Source organism: Pseudidiomarina tainanensis (genome assembly GCF_004214835.1).
Taxonomy (GTDB): Bacteria; Pseudomonadota; Gammaproteobacteria; order Enterobacterales; family Alteromonadaceae; genus Pseudidiomarina; species Pseudidiomarina tainanensis.
Genome location: NZ_PIQJ01000001.1, coordinates 380263 through 401720 on the forward strand (window position 1 = coordinate 380263; position 21458 = coordinate 401720).

Annotated in this window: 21 protein-coding genes; 17 read left to right on the forward strand and 4 right to left on the reverse strand. The window is 48.5% G+C overall.

The genetic code is table 11. The features are described 5' to 3' along the window. Window positions 1-36 precede the first annotated feature (36 nt). The 11 genes from CWI82_RS01885 to CWI82_RS11520 all read left to right on the forward strand — a co-directional run bounded on the left by CWI82_RS01885 (window position 37) and on the right by CWI82_RS11520 (window position 10528). Entirely contained in the window at window positions 37-990 is a 954-nt protein-coding gene (locus tag CWI82_RS01885; RefSeq protein ID WP_130202481.1) for a hypothetical protein, read from the forward strand. Then, window positions 987-1619 carry a PilN domain-containing protein gene (locus tag CWI82_RS01890; protein ID WP_130202482.1) on the forward strand — a complete coding sequence of 211 codons (633 nt, stop codon included), beginning with the start codon at window positions 987-989 and terminating at the stop codon, window positions 1617-1619. Before CWI82_RS01885 ends, CWI82_RS01890 begins: the two co-directional genes overlap by 4 nt. After that, window positions 1616-2260, forward strand: coding sequence for a hypothetical protein (locus tag CWI82_RS01895; RefSeq protein ID WP_092856730.1), 645 nt, complete (start codon window positions 1616-1618; stop codon window positions 2258-2260). The genes CWI82_RS01890 and CWI82_RS01895 overlap by 4 nt, the downstream gene beginning before the upstream one ends. Next, window positions 2247-2600: a hypothetical protein gene (locus CWI82_RS01900; protein WP_092856727.1), complete on the forward strand. Its 354-nt coding sequence runs from the start codon at window positions 2247-2249 to the stop codon at window positions 2598-2600. The genes CWI82_RS01895 and CWI82_RS01900 overlap by 14 nt, the downstream gene beginning before the upstream one ends. Further along, entirely contained in the window at window positions 2597-4243 is a 1647-nt protein-coding gene (gene mshL, locus CWI82_RS01905; RefSeq protein ID WP_092856724.1) for a pilus (MSHA type) biogenesis protein MshL, read from the forward strand. Before CWI82_RS01900 ends, mshL begins: the two co-directional genes overlap by 4 nt. Window positions 4244-4250: 7 nt before the next feature. Next, window positions 4251-5165: an ExeA family protein gene (locus CWI82_RS01910; RefSeq protein WP_130202483.1), complete on the forward strand. Its 915-nt coding sequence runs from the start codon at window positions 4251-4253 to the stop codon at window positions 5163-5165. Further along, on the forward strand, window positions 5162-6277 hold the full coding sequence (locus tag CWI82_RS01915) for a tetratricopeptide repeat protein (protein WP_130202484.1): 1116 nt from the start codon (window positions 5162-5164) through the stop codon (window positions 6275-6277). Before CWI82_RS01910 ends, CWI82_RS01915 begins: the two co-directional genes overlap by 4 nt. Window position 6278: 1 nt before the next feature. Next, a complete protein-coding gene (locus CWI82_RS01920; RefSeq protein ID WP_130202485.1) occupies window positions 6279-8042 on the forward strand; it encodes a GspE/PulE family protein in 1764 nt (587 codons plus the stop codon). Further along, complete coding sequence (locus tag CWI82_RS01925; RefSeq protein WP_130202486.1) at window positions 8029-9252, forward strand: type II secretion system F family protein; 1224 nt, start codon at window positions 8029-8031, stop codon at window positions 9250-9252. Before CWI82_RS01920 ends, CWI82_RS01925 begins: the two co-directional genes overlap by 14 nt. Before the next feature lie 97 nt (window positions 9253-9349). Further along, window positions 9350-9952: a type II secretion system protein gene (locus CWI82_RS01930; RefSeq protein ID WP_407681416.1), complete on the forward strand. Its 603-nt coding sequence runs from the start codon at window positions 9350-9352 to the stop codon at window positions 9950-9952. Window positions 9953-9997: 45 nt separating this feature from the next. Then, entirely contained in the window at window positions 9998-10528 is a 531-nt protein-coding gene (locus CWI82_RS11520) for a prepilin-type N-terminal cleavage/methylation domain-containing protein (protein ID WP_130202487.1), read from the forward strand. Between the two features lie 185 nt (window positions 10529-10713). On the opposite strand, the gene CWI82_RS01940 is transcribed toward CWI82_RS11520, so the two are convergent. The 4 genes from CWI82_RS01940 to CWI82_RS01955 are packed head-to-tail and all read right to left on the reverse strand — an operon-like array spanning window position 10714 to window position 16288. Beyond that, window positions 10714-14427, reverse strand: coding sequence for a DUF6701 domain-containing protein (locus CWI82_RS01940; RefSeq protein WP_130202488.1), 3714 nt, complete (start codon window positions 14425-14427; stop codon window positions 10714-10716). Next, a complete protein-coding gene (locus tag CWI82_RS01945; RefSeq protein ID WP_130202489.1) occupies window positions 14414-14884 on the reverse strand; it encodes a pilus assembly PilX family protein in 471 nt (156 codons plus the stop codon). Before CWI82_RS01945 ends, CWI82_RS01940 begins: the two co-directional genes overlap by 14 nt. Next, entirely contained in the window at window positions 14874-15728 is an 855-nt protein-coding gene (locus CWI82_RS01950) for a PilW family protein (protein ID WP_130202490.1), read from the reverse strand. Before CWI82_RS01950 ends, CWI82_RS01945 begins: the two co-directional genes overlap by 11 nt. Further along, on the reverse strand, window positions 15728-16288 hold the full coding sequence (locus CWI82_RS01955) for a type IV pilus modification PilV family protein (RefSeq protein ID WP_199286239.1): 561 nt from the start codon (window positions 16286-16288) through the stop codon (window positions 15728-15730). Before CWI82_RS01955 ends, CWI82_RS01950 begins: the two co-directional genes overlap by 1 nt. Before the next feature lie 128 nt (window positions 16289-16416). Between CWI82_RS01955 and CWI82_RS01960 the strand changes: the two genes are divergently transcribed. The 6 genes from CWI82_RS01960 to rng all read left to right on the forward strand — a co-directional run bounded on the left by CWI82_RS01960 (window position 16417) and on the right by rng (window position 21457). Continuing rightward, on the forward strand, window positions 16417-16935 hold the full coding sequence (locus CWI82_RS01960) for a type II secretion system protein (protein ID WP_130202491.1): 519 nt from the start codon (window positions 16417-16419) through the stop codon (window positions 16933-16935). Between the two features lie 94 nt (window positions 16936-17029). Then, window positions 17030-18073: a rod shape-determining protein gene (locus tag CWI82_RS01965; RefSeq protein WP_092856688.1), complete on the forward strand. Its 1044-nt coding sequence runs from the start codon at window positions 17030-17032 to the stop codon at window positions 18071-18073. 8 nt (window positions 18074-18081) lie between these two features. Further along, window positions 18082-18954 carry a rod shape-determining protein MreC gene (gene mreC / locus CWI82_RS01970; protein ID WP_092856685.1) on the forward strand — a complete coding sequence of 291 codons (873 nt, stop codon included), beginning with the start codon at window positions 18082-18084 and terminating at the stop codon, window positions 18952-18954. Continuing rightward, entirely contained in the window at window positions 18944-19426 is a 483-nt protein-coding gene (gene mreD / locus CWI82_RS01975; protein WP_092856682.1) for a rod shape-determining protein MreD, read from the forward strand. Before mreC ends, mreD begins: the two co-directional genes overlap by 11 nt. Next, complete coding sequence (locus CWI82_RS01980; RefSeq protein WP_130202492.1) at window positions 19416-19991, forward strand: Maf family protein; 576 nt, start codon at window positions 19416-19418, stop codon at window positions 19989-19991. The genes mreD and CWI82_RS01980 overlap by 11 nt, the downstream gene beginning before the upstream one ends. Continuing rightward, on the forward strand, window positions 19988-21457 hold the full coding sequence (rng, locus tag CWI82_RS01985) for a ribonuclease G (protein WP_092856676.1): 1470 nt from the start codon (window positions 19988-19990) through the stop codon (window positions 21455-21457). The genes CWI82_RS01980 and rng overlap by 4 nt, the downstream gene beginning before the upstream one ends. The last annotated feature ends 1 nt before the right edge of the window (window position 21458 follow it).

The window sequence follows — 21458 nt, forward strand, 5'->3', positions numbered from 1 at the left end:
ACTATAATAAAAATTATAATTTGAAAGGAAATCAACTTGATTCGTTTGTGGCGCGCTAAACACAACAATCGACTGGTGCTAACGTATGCGTTAGCGTCAGGTTTTGTGTCTCTAGCGATCGCAGAATATGCCGATGATGACACTAGTCATGCGCCTGCCTTGATTGTTTCTGACCACCTTGAAATTGCCGACGGTAATTGGGCTTTAGCAATTAAAACGCTTACTGCCAAGTATGCGCGCTATACCAAAACCAACCCAGCTGTGGTGCTTGTTTTAGGGCCATCTCTCTATCAAAGCGTGCAACTCGAACGTCCAAACCTTCCTGCTGAAGAAATATCACAGGCATTACGTTTCAACTTGCGTGATTTAGTCACGTTACCGCCCGCAGATATTATTGCGGATTATTACGATGCACCGGTGCAACTTGCTGGGCAAGATAAGATCAACGCCATTGTCGCGGACAAAAGGATTCTTGAACCGGTGCTCACTGAGCTACACAGTATCAGCGAGAATATCGTCGGCATTGTTTCCGAAGAGCAAGCGATTGCGCAACTCTTTAGCGAACAGCAAGACCCCATCGTGATTGCCTATCAGCACGATCTTGAGCCAGCTTTGTTGCAGGTCTATCAACAAGGGAAATTACAGGTTAACCGAGTTGTACGTAGCCTTGAGCAATTATCGCAGTTAAGTGCAGATGAAATTCAGTTGGGCGGCGCTGCGCCATTGAGCGTCGAAGTGCAACGATCTGCAGATTATTTTGAACGGCAGTTACGCCAACGTCCGATTCGCGAGGTTGTGGTAGCGGTCGGTACCAAGCACCGTCAAGGTATCACGCAACAGCTAGACGAAGATTTAGGTTTAACCTCGCGCTGGGCCGAATACCCAATGTGGGCACAAGAGTTGGCCGCCGGTGATTTCTCTGATTTTCCAGTACTTGGCGGAGTATTGCTGGCGCAAGTTTTACGCGCCAGTAAGGCGGAGGTCGCATGAAAAAAATAGCGAACCTCTATGTGCCTGAACTACAACCGAAGCGTGAAACCTTAACTTTCAAGCGTGTCGCAATCACTATAGCAGCTGTGTTGGTGGTTGGGGTTCTTGCTAGCATCACATTAAATTTCTGGGCCAATCAACAAACGATTGCAACGCAACGCATGGCCCATAGCCTGAGTCAGGCGCAACAGCAATTAGTTGCCAAGCAAAACGAGCTGCGTGCCGCGATGAACGATCCGCAAGTTGCGCAACAAATTGAAACGGTAGAGCTCGAATTCGCGCAACGTCAACGTTTGTTGCAACAAATGCGCGGCGTCACGCAAACCGCAAATGCGAGCTTTGCTGACGTGCTTGCCGATTTGGCGCGCGCCGATACCGATGCCATTTGGCTAAATCGCATACTGATTACCAATGGCCAACTGACGCTGCAAGGTAAAACCGCCGATGCGAGTGCTCTGCCATTGTGGCTAGCCAGCTTCTCTGATTATGAGACGTTGAGTGGTCGTCAGTTTGGTGTATTCGAACTACGCGACGTGGACACGCGTGGCGTTCTCGATTTTACCGTGGGGAGTTTGCAGCATAGCAGTTTGCTGGTGCAACCACGCATGAATTCGAGGTCGGCACGATGAAAGAGCAATGGCTACAGTGGCAACAAAAGTTTGAAAGTGTCGATGCCAAGCGGCGGCGCATATGGTTGATTGCCGCCGTATTTCTGATTTTGTATCTCAGTTATTGGTTTGGTGTGCGTCCAGCGCTGGAAATTATTACCAGCGAGAGAAACAAGCAACAAGCGCAGCAGGCGCAGATTGATCAAGTTTCACGCGAAGTCACCCAGGTACAACAACGATTAGCAGGCGATCCTCAGGCTGCCCAACGGCGTCGATTAGAGCAACTTCAGGCTAGCTTGCTTGAGGTGAATCAGCAACTGAACCAAGAAGCAAATTATGTCAGCGCTGCCGACAACCGTGCGCTATTAAGAGAACTGTTGAATCAAGCAAGTCGTGTGCAGGTACAGTCGGCACAAGCGTTGCCAGCAGAGTTAATTTATCAGGATGAAGTAGATTCTGAAACGGGAATTTTTCGTCATCGGTTACAACTGGTTATTCGCGGTAATTATTACTCGTTGAGTAACTATCTGCAGCAATTGGAGCAGTTAGATTGGTCGTTTTATTGGCAACGCTTGGATTACAAAGTTTTGGAAGCGCCTGAGGCGGAGCTGACTTTAGAAATTTATACCATCAGTTTGGAGCGTGATTATGTGGCGAGTTAAAGCGCTACTAATCTTGCCGTTGGTAGGCATGTCGACACTCGTGGCGCAAGAATTGCGCGACCCAACCGCACCGCCAAGAGTGTTGGAGCGTGCCGGTAGCACGGCGACGGCTGTTACTGTACCAAAATTACAGTCTATTCAATGGGTTGGCGAACAACGTAAAGCACTGATTGAAGGCTCATGGAAGCAAGTTGGTGACAGTGTAGGCCCATACCGAGTGAATGCGATACATATGAGTGAAGTAGTTTTGCGAGATACGCGTAACAGTAAAGATTTAACCATACGGCTGTTTGGCTTTTCAGCAACACCAGTTAATCCGACAGCAGGGAGCAGTTTATGATTCGAGCAGGCCTTATTAGTGTCGCTGTTTTAGTGTTGGCCGCTTGTGCCCATCAACCTGAGCGGCAGCCTGTTGATGCACAGCAAGCGTTGCAACAGCGCGCGTCTGATCGTGCTGGCGCAGAGCGTCCGCCATTGCCTGAGTCAGTGCGAGCAAGTCTGCGTGGTCAGAACAACCAAGTGCGTGAAGCCGGTGAGCAATTGCTGGCTGAACCGCGTTTTTCAATTGCTGCGAACGACGTTCCAGCGGCACAGTTTTTTGCTGGGTTAACCACTGATTCACCTTACAATATTGTCGTTCATCCTGAGGTAAGCGGCACTATTACAGTGAACCTAAAAGATGTCACGTTAACCGAAACGCTTGATGTGATTAGTGATATCTATGGCTATCAAGTGCGCAAAGAGCGCAATATGATTCGTGTTTTCCCTGCCGGTTTGCGTAGCGAAACCATTGCTCTGGATTATTTAGCTCTACGCCGTATGGGGTTGTCACAAACGAGTGTCAGCTCTGGTGGTGTAAAAGAAAACGACCGTAATAGCGGCAGTAACAATCAATATGGCGGCAATACCAATAACAATCTATTAGGTAACCAAGGTGGTGCGAATAACAATCCGTTGTCGCAAAACTTAAATGGTATGCAAACCAATGGCTCATCCATCAGTAGCTCTTCAGAGACGGATTGGTGGAGCGAGCTGCAAGCCATTATTGAAGGAATTATTGGCTCTGGCGATGGTCGCCGCGTGGTGGTTGCTCCGCAAGCCGGTTTGGTCACAGTCACTGCGTTACCACGTGAGTTACGTGCAGCGCGCGAGTTTCTTGAATCTGCGCAACGTCGCCTGCAACGGCAAGTGATTCTGGAGGCGCGTATTGTTGAAGTCGCTCTTAACGATGACTATCAGCAAGGCATCAATTGGAATGATATTTTTAAAGCCGGAAACTCTACTGGTTCTATCAGCATGAGCGGGTCAGGCGTTGTCGGTAGCGGCCTTGGCGGCGTATTTGGCATGACATTAAATGTTGGTGAGTTTACCGGTGCCCTGAATTTGCTCCAAACACAAGGAAACGTGCAAGTTTTGTCGAATCCGCGCGTGAGTGCTGCCAATAACCAAAAAGCAGTGATCAAAATTGGTGAGGACGAATACTTTGTCACTAACGTCTCAACCACAACCGTTACCGGTACGGCAACAACATCAACGCCAAATATTGAATTAACACCGTTCTTCTCTGGTATCTCGCTGGATATCACACCACAAATTAGTGAAGACGGCGAAGTGATTTTGCATGTCCACCCGTCGGTGGTCGAAACCACAGAGCAAGAAAAAGTGGTGAAACTCAATAACGACACCTTTGTGCTCCCGCTCGCACAAAGCAACATTCGCGAGAGCGATACAATTGTCAAAGCGCGCAACGGTGAGATTGTGGTACTCGGTGGTTTGATGCAAACCTCGTACACCGATACCGAAGCGAAAGCACCATTACTCGGCGATATTCCGGTAGTTGGAAACCTGTTTAAAAACAAACGTCGTGTTGAGCAGAAGAAAGAGTTAGTTATCTTAATTCGTCCGACCGTTGTTGGTGTTGACACCTGGCAGGACGAGCTGGACCGTTCCAGTGAAATTTTAAAACAATGGTACGGAAACTGAGACTGACATGTATCAAAAGCATTACGGCTTAACAGAATTACCGTTTACGCTAACGCCGAATACCAGCTTCTACTGTGATCTGGAAGGCCATCGCGCAGCGTTAGAGGTATTGTTAACCGCACTGCGAACCGGTGAAGGCTTTATCAAAGTTGTGGGTGAAGTGGGTACCGGGAAAACGTTGCTGTGTCGCAAGCTTTTGAATGAATTACCAGAAAATTATGTTACTGCATACATTCCAAATCCGTTTTTGAATCCAGACGAACTACGTGCGCAAATTGCGCGCGAGTTACAAGTCGATATTTCTCAGGCGAGCAGTCAGCAACTGGTCACTCAGGCTATTCAGCAACGTTTAATGGAAATTAATGCAGCCGGCAAAACGGTGGTGATTGTGCTGGATGAAGCGCAAGCATTGCCAAGTGATTCGCTTGAAGCTTTGCGCTTAATTTCGAACTTAGAAACGGAAACGCGTAAGTTACTTCACATTGTGTTGTTTGGCCAACCTGAATTAAATGAACGTTTAGCTGCGCGCGAGCACCGCCAATTACGTCAGCGCATTTCATTTAGCTACCACTTGCAGGCGATGACAGTACACGAGCTCGCTCGTTACATTTCTCATCGTTTACATATCGCCGGCTATAAGGGTGCACCAATCTTCAACGGTCGTGTTGTGAGTATGCTACACCAAGCCAGCCGCGGAATTCCGCGCTTGGCTAATGTGCTGTGTCACAAAGTGCTCCTGTTGTGCTACGGCGAGGGCGTATATCCGGTTACGCCTAAGCATGTTCGTACCGCTGTGGACGATACCGAGGATGCAACTTTACCTAAAGCAACTTGGCCATGGTGGTTATTAGGGGCTGCCGTAATTGCTGGAGTGGCCGCTGTGGGGTATTACCAACAATGGTTTGTTGGGGGTGACATGTGAGTGTGATTAATCGCATGTTACGCGACCTAGATAAGCGACAGCAGCATCAGAATCAGCAAACTTATACGCCAGCGGCAGTAGCTCCTCAGCCGATTCATTGGGCCTGGATTGTGGGTATTCTGCTGTTAAGCCTCGCGGTGATTATCGGCGCTTTGAATCTGTGGTGGATGTACGGTACCAGTTCTTCAGAGCCGGTCACCACACCGGAACAAACGCTTGCGACTTCGGAGGGTGTGTCACTACCACCGGCGCAACAAGTTATCGAACCGGTTGTTTCAAAACCAAAGTCAACGGCGATTGTCGATGTGAAACGTTTACCAGACTCGCAACAAGAGCCACAATCAGAATCACAAGCAGAGCGACAGTCAGTCTCACAACCAGAGTTGGCGGCGATTAATGAAGAGCAACCGCAGTCGTCTGCTGAACCTGCAGTAACCGCGGCTGAAGAGCCACCAGCACCAGTGACGCCAGCCGTTCGGAAGAAGCCAGCGCAAGAACAGTCCGTATCATCGTTTAGCGTCGAACGTGTGCAATTATCACCGCAGCAACTGGCTGATACCAACTTAGCCAAAGCACGCGAAGCCTTGCAAAAAGGTGAACAAATACGCGGCCAAGAATTGTTGGAAAAAGCGTTAATTGTTAAGCCTGATCACGTACAAGTTCGCTCTGAATTAGCGGCATATTGGTATGGCAAAGGCCTAACAAGCCGCGCAACAACGCTGTTACACCAAGGGCTTGAGCTGAAACCGCAAGAGGCCGAGTGGCAATTGTTGCTAGCGCGCATTTACGAGCGCATTGGCCGTATTGAACAAGCCTACAAAGTATTAGCTGTCATTTCACCGCAAGCACCGGAGCACCGAGAATTGTTGCAGTTGCGGGCGGCCGCAGCCACTCAGCTTGGTTATTTTAATGAAGCCGCAGCTGATTACACCGCACTAGCTGCAGAGTTTAATGAAGGGCGTTGGTGGTTAGCTGCAGCCGTCGCTTACGACGATGGCGGTAATCTTGATGCCGCTGTACGAAGTTACCGACAAGCCTTACAGCAAAATGATTTAGGCCAAGACGCGCGCTTGTACATTGAGCAGCGACTTGCTGTGTTGGAGGGGTTCTAAGATGCGCCCACGTTTAAAAATGCGCCTTGGTGACTTACTCGTTCAAGACGGCATGATCACCGAGAATCAGCTACAACAAGCCCTTGCCGACCAAAAGCAAAATGGTCGTAAGCTCGGTGTTACCCTCATTGATCTTGGCTTTATCGATGAACATGATTTATTAGAGTTTTTGGCGCGTCAGCTCAATATTCCTTTGATTGAGCTGGGTGACCGAAAAATTTCACAGCAGGTCGTTAATCTTATTCCTGAAGTGCAAGCGCGTCGCCATCGTGCCTTAGTGATTGAGGCAGATGACAAGTCGGCTCTGGTCGGCATGAGCGATCCGGCTGATTTGGCGGCGGTTGATGCGATATCACAGTATTTACAACCGCGCGAAATGAAGTTAGCGGTCGTGCCTGACGCCGAGCTGCTTGAAGCCTTTGATAATTTATATCGCCGCACCAAAGATATCGCTCAGTTCGCGAAAGAATTACAAACCGAAACGCAAGATGGTGCGGAATTCGATCTCGGCGCTTTGTCACTTGATGATGACGATGACGAAGCGACGGTAGCCAAACTTCTGCAATCGATTTTTGCCGATGCTGTTCAGGTACGTGCTTCAGATATTCATATTGAACCAGACGATCGAGCCTTGCGCATTCGTATGCGGGTTGATGGCGTCTTGCAAGAAAACGTGCTTACCGAAACCAATATCGCCAACGCATTGTTGCTCCGATTAAAGCTGATGGCGGGGTTAGATATCTCGGAGAAACGCTTACCGCAAGATGGCCGGTTTAACATCAAAGTGCGAGACCACTCAATTGACGTGCGGGTATCCACCATGCCCGTTCAGTATGGCGAATCGTGCGTGATGCGTTTACTTGATCAATCAGCCGGTTTGTTGCAGTTAGAGCAAACAGGTATGCCAGAACATATTCTTAAACGCGTGCGACGCTTGATCCATCGCCCATACGGCATGTTGATTGTTACTGGTCCAACGGGATCTGGTAAAACCACGACCTTGTATGGCGCGCTGAGTGAACTCAACCAAGCTGAGAAAAAGATTATTACGGTGGAAGACCCAGTGGAATATCGTCTGCCGCGTATTTCTCAGGTGCAAGTGAACAGTAAAATTGGTCTGAGCTTCTCGAATGTATTGCGTACCACGCTACGTCAAGACCCTGACATTATCATGGTGGGTGAGATGCGCGACCATGAAACGGTCGAAATCGGTTTGCGTGGCTCAATTACCGGTCACTTAGTATTAACGACATTGCACACCAACGACTCTATTACGAGTGCGTTGCGCCTCATCGACATGGGGGCTGCGCCGTATTTGGTTGGCGCCGCTTTACGTGGCGTTTTAGCGCAACGGTTGATTCGCCGAGTGTGCGACAACTGCAAAACAACAGATACACCAGAAGCCGCAGAATTAGCGCTTTTGCGGCGCATGGATGCCAGTATCCCGGCAGATGGTAGCGGATTTGTGCGGGGCAAAGGGTGTCGTAGTTGTAACCATACCGGCTACAAAGGCCGAATCGGTGTATTTGAATTACTCGAAATGAACGAAACCATGATCGACGCTTTGCGCGATAGCAATATGCGTGAGTTCGCTCAGGCTGCGCGTCAATCAGAAGGTTTTAAACCGTTAGCAAGTGTGGCACTCGAGTACGCGCGTCAAGGTATCACCTCACTTGATGAGGTATTGTTCTTAGCGGAAACAGTAGAAGAGAAAGAGTTGCGGATAACCGCTCCAGCTACAGAGAAGGGCGATGGCGAACTATAAGTATCGTGGTCGCGATAACGGCGGCCAACCAGTGCAAGGGGTTATTGAAGCAGCCAGCGAAAGTTCGGCGGCAGATAGCCTATTGCGTCGGGGGATCACCCCGCTGGCGATACACGTAGAAGCAAATGAGACAAAAACCGCGTCGACATCCGGTAGCCTCTTTCAGCCGCGCATTAGCCATGTGGATTTGATTATTTTCACTCGGCAAATGTACTCACTGACCAAAGCTGGTATCCCCTTGTTACGGGCAATGGAAGGATTAGCAGAGAATACCAGCAATAAACGCTTTGGCGTCATTTTGAAAGATCTGGTGGATCAGTTGGAGCGGGGGCGATCATTGTCCTCAGCATTGGCTGCACATCCGCGCGTATTCCCACGCTTATTAGTGGCTATTGTCCATGTTGGTGAGAACACTGGTGAGTTAGAAGGAGCTTTTTTACAGCTTTCCGATTATTTAGAGAAAGAGCAAGAAACTCGCAAGGCGATTAAATCAGCATTACGCTATCCAACATTTATTATGTTGGCGCTGGTCGCCGCTGTGGTGATTATTAATATTTGGGTGATACCGCCATTTGCACAGATGTTTGCTAACTTTAATGTCGAGTTGCCATTGCCAACACGAATCATTTTGGCGACATCAAATTTCTTTGTGAACTGGTGGCCACTGATGCTTGGTGCTGTGGTGATTGCGATTGCTGGCGCAATTAATTACGTGAAAACAGTGCCTGGCAAATTAGCCTGGGACAGGTTTAAAACGCGTATGCCGGTAGTTGGCGACATCATTATGCGCTCGTTACTCGCCCGATTTGCTCGAACGTTTGCGGTGATGTTGCAAGCTGGCGTCCCGCTCACGCAAGGCTTAGGACTGGTTGCTGAAGCAGTTGATAACTCTTGGATGAGTGGCCGAATAAACGACATGCGTCGTAATATTGAGCGTGGTGAGAGCCTCACGCGCACAACACGCAGTAGTGAACTATTTACGCCGTTAGTATTACAAATGATAGCGGTGGGCGAAGAAACTGGACGCGTTGATGAAATGTTGTTTGAAGTGGCGGGTTATTATGAACGCGAAGTTGATTATGACCTCAAGAGTTTAACAGCCCGTATTGAGCCTATTTTGTTGGTTTTCGTGGCAGTCATTATTACCATCATGGCATTAGGAGTATTCCTGCCAATGTGGGAAATGATGGATGCATACCGAGGGCGCTAATATAACAATAATACAACAAGTGTAGATAACCATTAATATTTGCATGGTTTTGTTATAAAAATCATAATAAAGCTACGGGGAATAAGGGATGCAAGCAGTGCAGACAAAAATTACTTCAACAGCGAAACAATCAGGTTTTACTCTGATTGAGCTGATTATTGTGGTTGTCATTCTAGGTTTGTTAGCAGCCTCAGCGTTGCCGCGTTTCACGAGTGTGACCGCTGATGCTGAAGATGCCGCCGTAGAAGGCGTGGCTGGCGGCTTTGCAAGTGCCGTTGGCTTAGTGCGTGCCGAATGGGAGCTACGTGGTCGTCCGCAAGGTAATGCGGATGGCGCTGGCGCCGTGGTAGTGATGGACGGTATCAGCGTAAATGTTGACGGTAGCACCGGTTATCCCGTGAGCGGCGATAACAACCTTGATGCCCATGATTTAAACGTAACAAGTGAAGATTGTCGCACCATGATGCAAGCGATTCTGCAAGGTGCGCCAACCGCAACAACCAGTTTTACCCTTCTGGGTGAAAACCGTTATTACGTGACCCGCGAAAATAACGGTGTGAATGATATTTGCGTTTATTATCTCGCAAATACCATTAAAAACTTGGCCTCAGCGCCAAGCGGCACCGACTACCTCTCTGTCGGTAACGTGTTTGTTTACAACCCACGTACCGGTGGGGTCAGTATTTTTAGTAATAATTAATTTATACTTTGGGGAATACTCCTTACTTTTAAAAGGGAAAGCGTTATGAAAGCACAAAAAGGTTTTACATTGATCGAACTGATCATCGTTATCGTGGTACTCGGCATCCTAGCCGTAACTGCCGCGCCGCAGTTCTTTAACTTCTCAACAGATGCACGCGAGTCAACTCTGAATGGTCTTAAAGGCTCAATGAACGGCGCAGCTGACTTAGTTTTCGGCAAAGCAGCGATTCAAGGCGTTGAAGGTGATGCGAATGACGGCGCAACCACACCAGCATACGTCACCGTAGACACTATTGAAGTAGTTTATGGTTATCCAGCAGCGACTGCAGCAGGTATTACTTCAGCTTTAAATATAACAGCAGCTGACTGGGATATTGCGTACACAGCTTCAACAGCAATTGGAACCGCAGCTGCAACAGTACGCTTTGCTCCTGCAGGAACCACTCCGACAACAGGTACTGCGGCACTAGATCCTGCAGACCATACGACTATCACTGAATGTTACGTTGAGTATGTTGATGTAACGACAGCCGGTGCGCGTCCAACTATTACTGTTGAGACAACTGGTTGCTAATAAACATTTAGACATGTTGAAAAGCGCCTTCGGGCGCTTTTTTATTGCCTGTAATTTAATGAACAGTGAGCGAAGCGCACGAATAACGAACAACGAATAACGATTTTAGATTAACGCCGCTTCGCGTCACCCGGCATTACCTTGCGGAGAAAACGCCGGGCTACGGTAATCCGGCCTTGGCCGGATTATTGGCGCTCCATCCAGAAAATGACGCGGTCGTTACCTCGATATTGACCAAAGCCGGCTGTTGCGCGCGGATTCTCATTGGTTTCAACCGTGTCATTGCCCCATTCATAGCGCAGCCATGGGTCCGTCTGATATTCGAACACAAACTCACCAAAGTTATTTGGTGCATTGGGTGCTAGCCAAAATAAATCACCGTAACTCAGTTCACCATTTGTGAGCAAAATAGGTCCAGTAGTTTGACCGGCTGTGGTGTCGATCGCATCGGGGTTCTCAACAATGTTTAGGTTGGCGGCCAATACACTCGTACAAGAGTCTAATTCATTGAGTAAAAAGCGATTACCGTCGAAATATTCACTGTACATGACAATCGGTAAATCTTCGTTTTCAGGACCGAAGATGTTCTCTAAACGCAACCGACCATAGCGCAGTTCGAGTAGGCCACCGATTGGTGTTGCGACTGTTGGTAAAGTTAATAACGGATCATTTTGCACCAGCATCGTCAAATCGGCCGCAGCGAAATTTCTTCCATCAATACTCGGGTCAATGAGTTGCAGGCCAAGTTGAAGTTCGGGATAGGGGCCGTCAGGCGCATTATCAGTGCGACGATTAAACGCGATTGCACTGCTAGCAAAACTAAGCTCACCGGCTAACCAAGTTGTTTGTGGTAGAAAATCAAGCCGATTATAAAACTCGTCAGCGACAATGTCGGAAGGCGTAAGGCTCGCCGCCCGCATTTGCACGGTTGCGGTATCGTTATAGAGTACACCGCCAGTGTTGGCGTAATTCTTGGTTACTTCACCTAGGCGATTCAACGCTTGAACGGTATAACTGACGTCAATGCTATTTTGCCCCATGTAGCTAAAACCAGAGCAGGCATTGAGTACATTGGCCGCAGATACTGCGAAGCGATCTGGATAAAACCGACCTATTGGGCTAGGTGGGCGTGAGAAAGCATCGCCAGCGCCGAGATAATCATCAGCCGTCAAACGTGCGGTCAGATTTACGGTGCCAACTTCTTTCCAAATTGCCCCAGAAGTTCGTTTGGCACCTGGATAGGTTGGATCAAGCACAAATGGATTATTCAGCGTCAGTTTAGAGCCGTTACTATCAAGGTCGGCAGGGCTAGGGTAGGCCATCGAATGAAACTGGACCTGCACGCCCGCCGAAGTTGTCTCCAAACCAAAATTTGGGGTCGGGTTGCCCGCCGCGTTGAGTGATTGTACAACCATACTGAATGGTGCTGCTGCGGCAGTAAATCCAGCGCCGGTATTCGTTGTACTTGTCCAAAGATCGCCGGCGCTATCAAGCGCGCGTGTTACCAACGTGTGAGGTTTCACGACAAAGTCATTGATACTGGTGCCGACCAATTCAATGTCAGGATCGCTCAGAGCGGGATTTGAGGCTGATGGCGCTTCGGTAAGTGGTAATGATGCAAACAACCGAATTTGTCCGACATCGGAATAATTAATCAGCAAATCATGATCAACACGTCCGGTTGCATCAAAGGTCAACGCTAGCGTTTGTGTGTTTGCAGTGCCTCCTGCAGCATTAAGGCCAATTGCTTGCCCGTCAATAGTGAGTGTCTGGCTGGGTTGGCAGGCGCTGGGGTTTAAACATTGCATACCTAAGTTAACGTTGTGAGTGCCGGTAAGACGGGCTTCACAAGCACCGGTGGTTGTGTTGGTCTCTACAGCGCGCAAAGCAGCAGGTAAATCTACACCGGCAAAGGTTGAAGGGAGCGGACTCATACCATCGGTATCCGTAATAATTAATCCCGCAGTATTAAACGTGACCTCGCAGCTTGTCGGCACGGTGCCGCTACTGTCATAACATTGTGTTGCTTCAACAGCGGTTGGCGAAGCATTGCTAAGCGCTAATGTTGCTGTGCCACCATTCACATTACGTAGACCGCTACTACCGCTACCGTTGCTAAATAGTAAATTAACTTCAGCGCCGGTGGTGGCATCAAGATTGCCACCTTGCCAAACACTATCACCATCACTTGAAGTGATAGTAATCGTAACCGGGTCATCATAGGTTGCCGAGCAGGTATCATCGGCACAAGCAATCACTTCAATTGCCGCCGAATAACAACTCACCAAAACTTGGGGGTGAAGCAAACGGTAATGATGCACTTCGGCGTCTACTGGAGCACAACCGAGTGATGCGGTGACCTCTGCCTGAACTTCCGGACTATAATTGAATACCGTATCGGTACCCACATCAATGGTCCCAGCAGTAAGGATACTGCCCTGTAACGTATTGTTATTACCTAAACTAATATCGTTATCGGGAAACGGACCATAAATCGTCCCATTAAAATTTAAGGTATCTTTGCTACCACCCATATTCCCGTTACCGAGCATGATGGTGGCACCTTCATAGAGATAAATCTGAAAGTTCGCCGCTGAGCCGGAACTATTGAGTTCAAGTTGGTTGGCATTACTTTCGCCAATGCTGGTCTCAATGAACAATCGAGCAGGTCCGGCACTGGTGGTATTCACATAAATACCGGAATTAAAGATGATTTCACGGATGAAGTAATCACCTGCTCCTAAGGTAATACCCGTGCCGCTACCAGTGGCTCCGACGATGAGTTGGTCAATGTAATACGTGCCGCCCAAGAAATTACCATTCTTACCCCCAGCGACATTAATTGTTCCGTAAGTACCAGCAGGGATATCCTCTGGGTCATTTTTTTTACTGATATTGAGGTTAGGGCCACCACTAAAGGTTGGATACACCAAGGGGTCAAGTGGCGGATAGTCCAAGTCAACGGTATCCACTTGACCAACCGGCGTTGGCGTATTCCCGGTGCCATCTATCGGGTTGCCATTAATTTCTGAACCGTTTCCAAAGGTAAAACCACCACTACCGACAACACCGTATGTAGTGAGCAACGTCACTTCACTGCAATAATCAAATTCTGGATCTTGCGCACCGGGGCAGGGGCCCACATAAGAATTAATACTACAGGTGAACGGAGCAGTGCCGGTTCCACTAACACTTGGCGCATTAATATAGCCTAATACGGTACCATTATTGACCACTGGACTACTTGAGTTAATACTGCCCGCGGTTGCGCCACTGTTATTTGCAACAGAACCTAGCGCATCAATATTGGAAGTCACCGTACCGCTATTTTGTACGCTTCCGGAAGCGTCGACACGACCGCTCAGTACCGCTCCGGGATTATTAATAAAACTCCCAGCAACGGTTAATTTGCCGTTAATCAGTCCACTATTGCTGACTGAGCCACCAGCGGTCATATCGCCGTTCACAGTAGGGCCCGCCAGCACTGAAATGTTCCCTAGTGCGGTTAAGTCACCATTAATTACCGTCTCTAATCCGCTGATGGTGACATTACCTGCAGCAATATTGGCGTTAATGATCGCGTTGTCACCGCTCATTAAGAAGTTATTATTGCCAAGTTGAATAGCCAAAGTATAGCTATTATTGGGGTTAATTGTGATACCGTCAGCAGTCGTAAACGTCCCATTGATCACTAAATTGAGATTCTGAGTCAGGCTTAACGTGGCATCCACTGTGGTCAGCGTAATGGCACTATTACAAGTAACAGTTTGTCCGCCATCAAAGCTACACGAAGCAAAATCACCGACGTTGTTAATGGCATCGTTTGGGAGAGACCAGTTGGCATGAGCGATAAGCGGTGTTAACGCAAAAACAACTAAGCAGGCTCTAATAAACCCCATCGCTCGCCTCCAACATTATTTCCTTTGAATAGTTCATGTCACCTGCGCTACAACTACCCTGTGCCAATATCCGAAAATGCACACCAGTATATGGCGCAGTGAGCTCTGCTTGGTCGCACAACACCGTTGTGTCGCAATTCGCTAATCCGTCAATTGTATACGACGTCTGCACAACAACTGATGTTGGCACTCCGCTAGTTCTCGTTGGGCACACGTTGATATCGGCGTTTGCCGAGCCAAGCGGAAATAATTCAACTAATAATGTTTCAGCACCGCTGCGAGCTGCCGCCTGTGCTCGCGCACCAAGCACTTCACTTACTGTGGCACTTGAAGCGTCACCTAAGATACGAACCATGGCCATACCAATCAGCCCCATCACCACAATAATAAACACCGCGACAGCGAGAGCCGCGCCACGTTGTTGTTGAGGTGAAGGTATTTGACGTTTAGGGAACATTTGGTATCGCCACCTCGTGCAATATTTCTAAAGGTTCTTGTGCATTTGCGCGACGAAAGCGCCAATCAAGCTGAATTAAACTGTTCCGATACAGTGTTGCTTCGTAGACGCGAAATGGGAATTCGCTGTTATTGAGATCATTATAGATGTTCTCTGCCATCACTTCGGCACTCGTCGCTGCGCTAGCTTTCAAATCGGCCAGCGTTGGTTGATTATTCATGCGCCCATACCCGGCAAAACGAAATAGATTGTGGTTAATTTCGTCGTAGCACCAACTCACTGGGTCACCGCCGATATAATAACGTCGTACTGGGCTATCGGTTACAAAAAACGTGCTTGGTGTATAGGTAATCTCGACGAGATTATTGGATGGCGTGGAAATGCCAGTGACCTCTTTGCGCCGTTGAGTCGAATTGCCATAAATATGTTGCGTGGTGGTAGCATAAACCAGTAAGTACCCCCCCACCAAATTAGTAAGTGAGGTTGGTTCAATTGCGGTAAACGGCACGTTTGAAACTGATGGCGGACCAGGCCGCGGCATCCGTACATACTGGCTGCTAGCTAAAATCGGCATGAATTCGAGACAGCGCTGATTATCTGCTGCCCGCACTCGAACACTTCGAGGAACCGCATTGCGCAGTTCGCTGGTGAGTCGGTTTAGCGCAAACCTTGATTGTGATACCAGTTGATCGCGCTCGGTCGTGTCACGAAATATCTGTGCACCGAAACCCAAATAATTGAACACAAACAGCCCAGTTAGTGCGAGTAGCACAATCACAATAATCAGCTCGACCAAAGTAAAGCCATGGTTCTTGTTGTTTAGTTCAGAAGCGAATGGAGGCATCAATAATTACCTCGCAACGTGCTGAACACAAAATTTTGGCCGAAGGATGTGGTCACGGTGATTTGAATACGCTTAAATTCGGTGATGACTGTCTGGCAGTTACCCGCGTTGTCGCTGTAACAAACATTAATAGCGTAACTAAAGCCTTGGTAGCGGGCTGCGATATCATCGCCAAGCGCATCTTCAAGAGTAGCGGCTGTGGTTTCAAGTTGATGGTAATCGTCAACATCGTCAAAAATATCACGGGTTTCGCCGTCGGGACCCAAATTGGCGGGAACCGTGCACGTTGTGCTGTCTTCGCCGCAGCGAATCAACCCGCCTTGACGGTCACTGTTTTCATCAAACGATTTTGCACTAATTTCGTCGATAAACGCTTGGCCTAAAGCCGACGCACGTTGCTGCAACAGCGGTTCGGCGCTTCGTTGCGCCTGCGGAAATACAAGTACCGTGAGCAATACGATGGAAATGCCAAGCACAACAATACCAATAATAATCTCAACGAGCGTGAATCCACGCTGGGTTGAGTGCATCAATGGCTGTGTGCTCGACGTTCTGGGCATAGATAAGCCTCGCAGCTTCTACTTTTCTTATAATTTGTTGATATATTGTTCTGTATACTACACTTTTTTCGTTTACACTGCATAAATTGTTCGCCAATTATGACTAACGACATAGAGCTAACGAGACCATGGGATTTGCCTCGACCAAACAGCGCCAAATTGTAAATAATCAGCAAGGTTTCACGCTTGTTGAATTGATTATTGTTATTGTACTGGTCGGTATTTTGGCTGTGACCGCAGGCCCCCGAATTTTTGGTTCAGGCGGTGTCGATCAAGTCGTTACTGAGCGACAATTGCTAAGTCTGCTGCGTTTGCAACAACAACAAGCAATGCAAGATGTCGTCAATCGTTGTTACGGAGTTAACCTAAGTAGTACCGTAGTGACACCATTTGATTGTGGTCAAGCCATTGAAAATACGCGAGTTATAACGTTGCCTGAGGCGAATAATCTGACTGTGGTTTCGACATTACCAAGTGCATCGACTGGGTTTCGCTTTAATGCGTTGGGTTGTCCGGTTTCAACAAACCATGCAACCACTGCCGAGAATTGCGGTCAGAGTTCAGTAGAACTACAAATAAATGGCGCAAACGCACGTCGCGTTTGCGTGCAAAGCCAAGGCTATATTCGGGTGGGTAATTGCAGTTAATATACAAGGTATAACGCTTGCCCGCAGGATGTCAGCTTGGTAAAGTTACACAGTTTTTCAGTCCACCAAATTACGAGTAAGGGAACATCCCCTCATGTTTAAGAAGTTACGCGGCATCTTCTCCAACGATCTGTCGATCGATTTGGGTACAGCAAACACACTGATTTATGTGAAAGACGAAGGTATTGTTCTGAATGAACCTTCAGTCGTGGCGATCCGTCAAGAACGTTCTGGCGGCCCGAAAAGCGTTGCTGCTGTCGGTCAAGCAGCCAAACAAATGCTAGGTCGAACGCCGGGTAATATTAAAGCCATTCGCCCAATGAAAGATGGGGTGATTGCAGACTTCTACGTGACTGAAAAAATGCTGCAGCACTTCATCAAAAAAGTACACGATAGTCACTACTTCCGTCCAAGTCCGCGTGTTCTTGTTTGTGTGCCGTGTGGTTCAACGCAAGTTGAGCGTCGCGCAATTCGTGAATCAGCTTTAGGTGCAGGCGCGCGTGAAGTTTATCTGATTGACGAGCCAATGGCGGCAGCGATTGGTGCCGGTCTTCCGGTTTCTGAACCGACGGGTTCTATGGTGGTTGATATTGGTGGCGGTACCACTGAAGTTGCCATCATCTCGTTAAACGGTGTTGTTTATTCGTCTTCAGTGCGTATCGGTGGTGATAAGTTTGACGAAGCAATTGTGAATTACATTCGTCGTAACTTCGGCTCACTGATTGGTGAAGCGACTGCTGAGCGTATCAAGCATGAAATTGGCTCAGCATTCCCAGGTGAAGAAGTTCGCGAAATCGAAGTTCGTGGTCGTAACCTCGCTGAAGGTGTGCCGCGTTCATTTACATTGAACAGCAACGAAATTTTAGAAGCGCTACAAGAACCGTTAATGGGTATTGTAAGCGCTGTTATGGTTGCATTAGAGCAATCACCACCAGAACTTGCGTCAGATATTTCTGAGCGTGGCATGGTGTTAACCGGTGGTGGCGCATTGTTGCGTGACCTCGACCGACTGCTGATGGAAGAAACTGGCATTCCGGTAATTGTTGCTGATGACCCGCTAACTTGTGTTGCTCGTGGCGGTGGTAAAGCACTCGAAATGATCGACATGCACGGCGGTGACCTGTTCAGTTATGAGTAAGCGACACCATGAAGTCGCTTTTTGAACGGGGGCCAACCCTTCTCACACGACTCATATTGGCGCTAATTTGCGCCAGTACCTTGATGTTTCTCGACCACCGGCTCAATACCATGCAGCCGGTGCGTTCGTTTTTATCGACCCTCGTTGCCCCTGTTCAATATCTTGCTGTATTACCAGAGCAAGTTCTCGATCGCCTCGTTTATTTATCAACTACGCGCACTACGTTACGCGAAGAAAACAAAGCACTGAAACAAGAGCTACAAGAGTTACAAATGGCGGTGCAACGGCTTAATTTTCTCGAAAACGAAAATGACCGCTTGCGCCAATTACTCGGCTCGGATATTCGTCAAGCGAGTCGACGTATGGCAGCTGAAGTCGTTGCGGTAGCAACCGATCCGTTCTCGCATCAGGTGGTGATTAATAAAGGCAGTGCTAACGGTGTTTATGAAGGGCAACCGGTACTCGATAATCGCGGCATTTTAGGGCAGGTGATGAGTGTCGGACGAGGCACTGCGCGGGTGTTGCTTATCAGCGATCAAAGTCATGCATTATCGCTACGAGCCGAACGCAACGATATTCGTGTGCTGGCGCGCGGTACTGGTGATTTGCAACGGCTTGAGCTCATGTATATCCCGCACTCAAGTGAGCTTGAAGTAGGCGATAAGCTGATGTCCTCTGGCCTTGGTGGTGTCTACCCAGAAGGCTATCCGGTAGCGGAAATCACTGAAATTGACCGAGATGAACGGCTTCAGTATGCACGCGTGTCGGCACGACCATTTGCACAACTCGATCGTATTCGTACGGTGCTATTACTATGGCCGCCGAGCGCTACCGAGCAGCCCGTATACGACGACACGGAGAGCACCAACAATGTGGATTAAATCGGGTTTAATACCGCTGCTTGTGAGCTATCTGATTGCGTTAGTATTGATGGTGATGCCGATGCCTTCGTTTTTGGAGGCTTGGCGGCCAGATTGGCTCAGTCTCGTTATTATTTATTGGGTCATGGCGCTTCCGCATCGAGTTGGTATGGGAACGGTACTAATTCTCGGCCTGATCGCCGATATATTGATGGGTTCGGTGTTTGGTATTTATGCGACCGCTTTGCTAATCATGGCTTACCCTGCCATTCGGCATTTTCAGCGTATTCGCAACTACTCATTTACCCAACAAGCATTTGTGGTAGCGGTATTAATTCTCATCAAGCGCGTGATTGTGTATGAGCTTGAACACGTCTTAAACGATGCTGTGTTTAACTTCGCGTATCTCTATCCGGTTCTATCCTCGGCGATCGCTTGGCCATGGGTTTACCTGATTTTGCGCAAATACCGGAGGCATTACCTTGTTCGCTAATGCACTCGTATTGGCCTCAGGCTCGCCGCGTCGCCAAGAGTTACTGAAGTTACTTGATAGACCATTTAGTGTCGTGGTGCCGAATGTTCCTGAACAGCGAGAAAGCCACGAGTCGGCCTCGGCTTACGTGCAACGATTGGCGCTGAGCAAAGCGCGCGCTGGTGCAGAGCTCGCCGAACCGAATAGCTTGGTTCTGGGTGCTGATACCGTAGTGGTGTGCGATGACGATGTGCTCGAAAAGCCTCACGATTACGATCATTTTGTCGACATGATGAAGCGTCTTTCCGGACGTAGCCATTTTGCCATCACGGCTGTAGCGGCGGTGCTGGGAGCAAAAGAACATGTGATTGTTAGCCAAGCTGAGGTTCATTTTAAACGGCTCAGTGATGGTGAAATTGACCAGTATTGGCATTCAGGCGAGCCGCAAGACAAAGCCGGCGGATACGGTATTCAGGGGCGAGCATCGAAGTTCGTAACCCACTTAAACGGCAGCTACTTTGCCGTAGTAGGTTTGCCGATGTATGAAACCGAACAACTTATTGAAACGATTGAGGGGAGCGTATGAGTGCAGAAATTCTGATGAACGTTACGCCCACCGAAACGCGCGTTGCGTTAATTGAAAATGGGATTTTGCAAGAAGTTCATATTGAACGCCAAGCCAAACGTGGCTTGGTAGGTAATATCTACGTCGGCAAGGTGTCGCGGGTATTACCTGGCATGCAAGCCGCGTTTATTGATATCGGCCTCGATAAAGCGGCGTTTTTGCACGCCTCTGATATTGTCACGCAACTCGAACAAGCTGAAGGCATCGCGCGTGGCACCATGCCTGCCGCAGACATCGCACAACTGGTGCGCCCAGGACAAAAAATATTAGTTCAGGTCGTGAAAGACCCGCTTGGCACCAAAGGGGCGCGATTAACGACCGATATCACCATTCCATCGCGCTACATGGTGTTAATGCCACAATCGCCTCATGTGGGTATCTCGCAACGTATCGAGGATGAAGCGGAGCGGAATCGCTTGAAGCAAGCAGCCATGCCGTATTGCGACGACGAGGGCGGCTTTATTGTGCGCACCGCTGCCGAAGGTGCGAGTGATGACGAACTGCAACGCGATGCGAAGTTTTTACGTCGTTTATGGGACACCATCCAAAAACGTCGCAAAGGCATGCGTAACATTGGTTTAGTTTATGAGGACTTAAATCTTTCTTGTCGTATTTTGCGTGACTTTGTGGGCGAGCAAATTGAACGAATTCGAGTTGATTCTCGCGTCACCTTCGACTTGCTCAACGAGTTCGTGAAAGAGTTTATTCCTGAGCTCAGTAATGCATTGGAATACTACGCTGGCGAGCGTCCTATTTTCGATTTATTTGATGTTGAGAATGAAGTGCAGCGCGCGTTAGATCGTAAAGTTGAGTTGAAATCAGGCGGCTCAATTATCATCGATCAAACAGAAGCGATGACCACAATTGATATCAATACTGGTGGTTTTGTGGGGCATCGTAACCTCGAAGAAACCATCTTTAACACCAATATTGAAGCAACCCAAGCCATTGCGCGGCAGCTGCGTTTACGTAACTTAGGCGGCATTATCATTATTGACTTTATTGATATGCAGAATGCCGATCACCGTCGCCGCGTCTTGCACAGCCTTGAACAAGCGCTCGGTAAAGATCGCGCGAAAACCTCCATTAACGGATTCACTTCACTTGGCTTAGTTGAAATGACCCGCAAACGAACCCGCGAAAGCTTAGAGCATGTACTATGCTCAGAGTGTCCGGTATGTGGTGGCCGCGGCTCAATGAAGACAGTTGAGACGGTTTGTTACGAAGTGATGCGAGAAATTGTGCGAGTTAACCGTGCTTATGCAGCTGACCACTTTATGGTTTATGCATCTGCAGCAGTAGCAGATATGCTGTTAAACGAGGAATCGCATGCGCTTGCTGAGCTCGAGGTGTTTATTGGCAAGCAGGTTAAAGTGCTGATTGAGCCACTGTACCATCAAGAACAGTTTGACGTGGTAATGATGTAAT